This is a genomic window from Metallibacterium sp. (assembly GCF_054637675.1).
In genome coordinates this window covers 1-4,998 of sequence record NZ_JBTSRB010000086.1, presented here as the reverse complement: position 1 = coordinate 4,998, position 4,998 = coordinate 1, and the positions used below count along the sequence as shown (strand labels likewise).

Genomic DNA, 4,998 nt, shown 5'->3' with positions numbered 1-4,998 from the left:
ATGCCCTGAAGCTGCCAGTGGCAGCTTCAATGCGCATGGCCAGGTGAGGCAGGATGCCGAACGGGCCGCGACCCAGGGACGGCTGCTTGCCCCACCCTCCGCGGACGCATGCCCTGAAGCTGCCAGTGGCAGCTTCAATGCGCATGACCAGGTGAGGCAGGATGCCGAACGGGCCGCGACCCAGGGACGGCTGCCTGCCGAACCCTCCGGGCCGCGCATGCGACATGCCATGAATGGCATGTCGCACAACGCTCCCGGGATGAATGCTTGCTCAAGAGGCAAGGATTCGCGCGCATTGTTGCGCAGCATCGTAAGTGGTGCGACGCAAAATAATCTGCTAGGTTTGCCGCATGGCAACATCCAATCGCATCATCAAGAAATACCCCAACCGGCGTTTGTACGACACCGAGATCTCGAGCTACATCACGCTGGAGGAAGTGCGCCAGTTGGTGCTCGACGGCGAGATCTTCGAGGTGCGCGACGCCAAGACCAACGACGACCTCACGCGCAGCGTGCTCTTGCAGATCATCGCCGAGCATGAGCAGCTAGGCCAGCCGATGTTCTCGGTGCCGTTGTTGACGCAGATCATTCGCTTTTACGGTGATGCCCTGCAGGGCCTGATGGGCCCTTACCTCGAGCGCAGCATGCAGGTCTTTCTGGAACAGCAGCAGCAGTTCCGCAAACAGCTCACCAGCGTGGTCGGCCAAACGCCCTGGACCATGCTCAACGATCTGACCACGCGCAACATGGACCTGTGGCAGAACCTGCAGCGCAGTCTGGTGGAAAGCGCCAACGTGCGCGCCGCCGCCACCAAGCCAGCTCCCGATGGCAACGCCGCTGCCGGCAACAGCGATACCGGTCATGCGCACGGCGGCGCCCCGCCGCGCCCGGTCGGCGCGAAGTCCGGCGGCAAATCCCCGCGCTGAGTTCGTTCCCCCGTTTGATCTTTTCTCACCGCCCGCGCGGCGCGTGTGTGCCCGCGTCTTGTCCAGGAGTCAGCCATGAGTGAACGCATCGCCATCGTCACCGGCGGTATCGGCGGTCTCGGCAGCGCCATCTGCCGCCAGTTGGCCCGCCAGGGCGCGCGCGTGATCGCCGCCGATCTGCCCAACCGCAGCGAGCGTCTGGCCGCCTTCCGTCAGGAAATGGCCGAGTTCGGCGAGCGCGTCTCTTTCAGCGCGCTCGATGTCACCGATTTCGAGTCCTGCAAGCGCCTCGTCGCCGAGACCGAAGCCAGCCACGGCCGCGTCGATATCCTGATCAACGTCGCCGGCATCACCCGCGATGCCAGCCTGCGCAAGATGGAAAAATCGCAGTGGGATCAGTTGATGGCGGTCAATCTGGACGGCATCTTCCACATGAGCCGCGCCGTGATCGAGGGCATGCTCGCGCGCGGTTTCGGGCGCATCGTCAACATCAGCTCGGTCAACGGCCAGACCGGCCAGTTCGGCCAGACCAACTACTCTGCGGCCAAGGCCGGCGTGCACGGCTTCAGCATGGCGCTGGCGCGCGAAGTCGCGGCCAAGGGCATCACCGTCAACACCGTGTCGCCGGGCTATTGTCAGACCGAGATGGTGATGGCGGTGCCTGAAGCAATACGCGAAAAGATCGTCGCGCAGATCCCGGTCGGGCGCCTGGGGGCGCCGGACGACATCGGTCGCGCCGTGGCGTTTCTGGCCGCCGATGACAATGGCTACATCACCGGCGCCAATCTGCCCGTGAACGGCGGCTACTTCATGAGTTTCTGAGGACAGTGCGGTCATGCTCCGAATGGTGGCGCGGGGCAGTCGCCAAGTGTTCATGCTTCGCTGCGACGGGATGCGTATAACGGCCGCTCCCCTCTGACACTTCGGCCAATGAGCACCCAAGCCACGGCGGTTGATCGGTTGACTCGTGCCGACTCGCACGACTATCACGCCATGCCAGGCGATCGCTACTACCGGCTGGCGATATTGCTGGGCTTGGGGCTGCTGATGCTGGCGAGCTGGCATCTGCAAGTCTTCCACGGCGTGATCCACATGGCGCGCGAGTACGGCTGGGCCTCACTCATCGTGCGCCCGGCGATACTGTGGGCGGCGATGGGCTCGCTGATGCTGCTGTTTCGCACCCTCCTCTGGTACCGCTACCGCACGCCGCGCAGCGCGGATATGGAACAGGCGCCGTTGTTGACCGTGATCATCCCCGCCTACAACGAGGGGCCGATGGTGGCGCGTTCGATCCATTCGGTGGCGCAGGCCCGCTACCCGCGTGACCGGCTGGAAATCATCGTCATCGACGATGGCAGCCGCGACGACACCTGGATGCACATCGAACAGGCCGCGGCACAGTACCCGGGCCTGGTCAGCACGCTGCGTTTCGAGCGCAACCAAGGCAAGCGTGCCGCGCTGGAAGCCGGATTCCGTCGTGGCCGCGGCGAGGTGCTGGTAACGATCGATTCGGACAGCGTGATCGAGGCCAATACCCTGCTGGCCATGGCCGGCCCGTTCCATGATCCGCGCATCGGCGCGGTCGCCGGCAAGGTCAGTGTCTACAACCGGGAACAGGGCCTGATTCCGCGCATGCTCAAGGTGCGCTATGCACTGTCGTTCGATTTCCTGCGCGCGGTGCAAAGCACCTACGGCACCGTCTACTGCTGCCCGGGCGCGCTCGCGGCCTACCGCACTTCGGTGGTGCGTCGCGTGCTCGATGCCTGGATCGGACAGCGCTTTCTCGGCCGCGCGTGCACGTTCGGCGAGGATCGCGCGCTGACCAACGCCATCCTCGAACAGGGCTACGACTGCGTCTATCAACGTGCCGCCATCGTGCATACCCTGGTGCCGACGCGCTATCGCCAGCTATGCAAGATGTTCCTGCGCTGGGACCGCAGCTACGTGCGCGAGGAACTGCGCTTCGCGCGCCACATCGTATGGAAGCGGCCGCTGCCGGCGCGGCTGATCGCGCTGCTGGATCTGGTCATCACCAACCTGCGCTATCCCGTCGGCTGGGCGGTGCTGACGCTGCTCGTGGTCATGCTGCCGGGCCACCCGGAGCTGCTGCTGCGCTTCTGCTCCGCGCTGCTGCTGGTGTCCGCGTTCAACATGCTGTACTACCTGCGCGGCGAGCGCTCCTGGGATTTCGTCTACGGCATCGGCTACTCGTATTTCTCCGCATTCGCGCTGTTCTGGATATTCCCCTACGCGTTGCTCACCGCGCGCACGCAAGGCTGGTTGACGCGCTAATTCAGCAATCCGACGGCGCCTTGCTGGCGGCACTGGAGTGCCGCCGCAACCGTTGCGGCCGGCGCCGCCTGTCGCTGCGCCGGCAGAGCCAGCAGCGCCGCCGGATCCAGACCACGCTGGATCGCCGGCGCCCACAGCAGCAGATACGGGCCGGCCTGTGGCACTTCCAGCGTGTGGCAACCACGCGTCAAGGCCACCGCGCCAGCGACGGCACGCCCGTCAATGCGCGCGGCGACGATGCGGCCCTGGGCATCCAGCAGCACGTAACGCTGCGGGATCGCGATCGGCAGCAGCACCGGCTGCCGCGCCTGCGCCACCGCGAAGCGTTGGCCCAGCACGCGCACGTTGCCCAGCAGCGGCAGATAGTTGCGCGCGATGAATGGTTCGGCGCTGTCCGGCATGCGGTGGTCGATCACCATGGGCGTGCCGGTGCGCTCAAGATGGGCACGCACCCGCGGGTGCAGCAGCCCATGCGCGATGCGGAACTCGGCGATGTCCTCGAATACCCAGAACACCGGACGCTCACGGAAGATAGCCGCACCCTTGGCGTCCATCACGAAATCATCCGGATGCGTCAGTCGCAGCACCAGCGCCAGTTCGCGCTCCTGCCGCTGCAACAGCAGATCGCGCCAAGGGGGACGCGCCGCCAGGATCGTCAGCAGTTCCAGCGCCAATGCCAGCTCAAAGCCCCATCCGATACGCCGCGTGTGGGCAAACCGCGTGCCACTCGCTCCGAGCATCAGCAACGGCACTACCGGCAGCAGATCCTGCAGGGTCAGTAGCGGCCAATAGCTGAGCAGCGCCGCGAGGTACAACGCCGCGCCATCGAACATCGCCAACCGGCGCAACGTCAACGCCGCATCGGTGCTGGCGCGCAGCCGCCGCCAGGACACCAGCGCCACCAGCGCGGACACCGTCGGAAACAGCAGATATTGCAAGCGGCTGCCGGTCCATGGCCCCATCCCCGGCACGACGTTGTAGCCGACCCAGAAATACCATGCGCGGCCAAGCGCACCGTGCGCCGCAAAAAACACCGCGAACGCCGCAAGCGGCAGCACCAATCCCAGCAGCCAGCCGGGCAACGCACCCAGCCAGGCGCGCCAGGCGATCGCGCGTCCTTGCCGGTGCCAGAGCGCGCCCAGCAGGAGCAACGCCAGCAACTGGGTGATGAGCAGCGGCGTGGTCTTCATCGATACCGCGAAGCTCAGTCCCATCAGCAGCCCTGCCGCGGCCAGCCGGCGGCGATCCGGCGCGCCCAGCACCGCGACCGCGACGCCCGCCACCCACAGCACCCACCACAGATCGTCGGTGCGAAATTGCACGCTGGACAGATACGTCAGCGGAAACAGCGCCGTCAGCGCCGTCGCGGTCCACGCCACGCGGGCGTTCCACAGCCGCCGTCCCAGCCACCAGGTCAGCGCCAGACCTAGCGCCCAGATCGGAATCGTCGCGGTGCGCATGCACGGCACGATGTCGGCGCGCGCGCCCAGCAGCGCCAGCAGCGGCGACATCAGCAACTGGAACAGTGGCGTGTGGTTGTCGAACACGTCGCGGTAGGGCAGCAAACCCTGCGTCCATGCCCATACCACGTGCAAGTGCTGCGGCTCATCCGAGTCCACGCGCAGCGACCAGGCCGAGGCCAGACGCAACGCCAGCAGGGCCAGCACGCCGAGCACGGCGTAAGCAAACTGCGCGCGGCGGCGCCTGGTGCGCTGATTCATGGAGTATCGCTTGGTAAAGGTACGCATTGGATCGCGCCGGCAAGATCAATGCTTCGCCG

The 4,998-nt window shown here is 66.0% G+C and carries 4 protein-coding genes; 3 read left to right on the top strand and 1 reads right to left on the bottom strand.

The features are described 5' to 3' along the window. The first annotated feature begins 350 nt into the window (after positions 1-350). The 3 genes from phaR to ACYDAT_RS15520 all read left to right on the top strand — a co-directional run bounded on the left by phaR (position 351) and on the right by ACYDAT_RS15520 (position 3,218). Positions 351-926, top strand: a complete 576-nt coding sequence (gene phaR / locus ACYDAT_RS15530; RefSeq protein ID WP_461451280.1) for a polyhydroxyalkanoate synthesis repressor PhaR — start codon at positions 351-353, stop codon at positions 924-926. Between the two features lie 75 nt (positions 927-1,001). Beyond that, positions 1,002-1,748, top strand: coding sequence for an acetoacetyl-CoA reductase (gene phbB, locus ACYDAT_RS15525; RefSeq protein ID WP_461439843.1), 747 nt, complete (start codon positions 1,002-1,004; stop codon positions 1,746-1,748). Between the two features lie 108 nt (positions 1,749-1,856). Beyond that, on the top strand, positions 1,857-3,218 hold the full coding sequence (locus ACYDAT_RS15520; RefSeq protein ID WP_461439842.1) for a glycosyltransferase family 2 protein: 1,362 nt from the start codon (positions 1,857-1,859) through the stop codon (positions 3,216-3,218). On the opposite strand, the gene ACYDAT_RS15515 is transcribed toward ACYDAT_RS15520, so the two are convergent. Beyond that, complete coding sequence (locus tag ACYDAT_RS15515; protein WP_461451278.1) at positions 3,215-4,939, bottom strand: hypothetical protein; 1,725 nt, start codon at positions 4,937-4,939, stop codon at positions 3,215-3,217. The two genes, ACYDAT_RS15520 and ACYDAT_RS15515, sit on opposite strands and share 4 nt — an antisense overlap. Positions 4,940-4,998: the final 59 nt, after the last annotated feature.